This window comes from Bremerella sp. JC817, from assembly GCF_040718835.1.
GTDB lineage: Bacteria > Planctomycetota > Planctomycetia > Pirellulales > Pirellulaceae > Bremerella.
The window spans coordinates 1-378 of the sequence record NZ_JBFEFG010000064.1; the positions used below are offsets into that span (position 1 = coordinate 1).

1 protein-coding gene is annotated in these 378 nt (G+C 71.7%); it reads right to left on the reverse strand.

Annotated elements, in window-relative coordinates:
* Positions 1-378, reverse strand: a 378-nt coding sequence (locus tag AB1L30_RS00300) for a VTT domain-containing protein (protein WP_367011364.1), incomplete at both ends; no start/stop codon positions are given.

Genomic DNA, 378 nt, shown 5'->3' on the forward strand with positions numbered 1-378 from the left:
CGATCGTCCCCCCACCACCATCACATACCCGATCCACAGGCCCGCCGGGATCAAGGTCACGACCACCAGCAAGGTCGACGAGCTGCCCGCCCACGCCCCGGCCCCGGCCATCAGCATGCCGATCGGCACCGACCCCAGCACCAGGGCCATCAGGAACCGGCCGAAGTGCATCCCGGCGACCCCCGCGAGCAGGGTGAGCACCTCCGGCAGGATCGGCAGGGCCCGCGAGGCGATGATCCCGGCCACCCCCCACGAGTCGAAGAAGCTCCGGAACCGCGCCAGCTCGTCCTCGCTGGCGAGCATCCTGGCCCCCTTGTCGCCGAAGATCCGGGCCGTGCCGTAGGCCGTCAAGCCGGCCAGCACCGAGCCGGTCGAGGC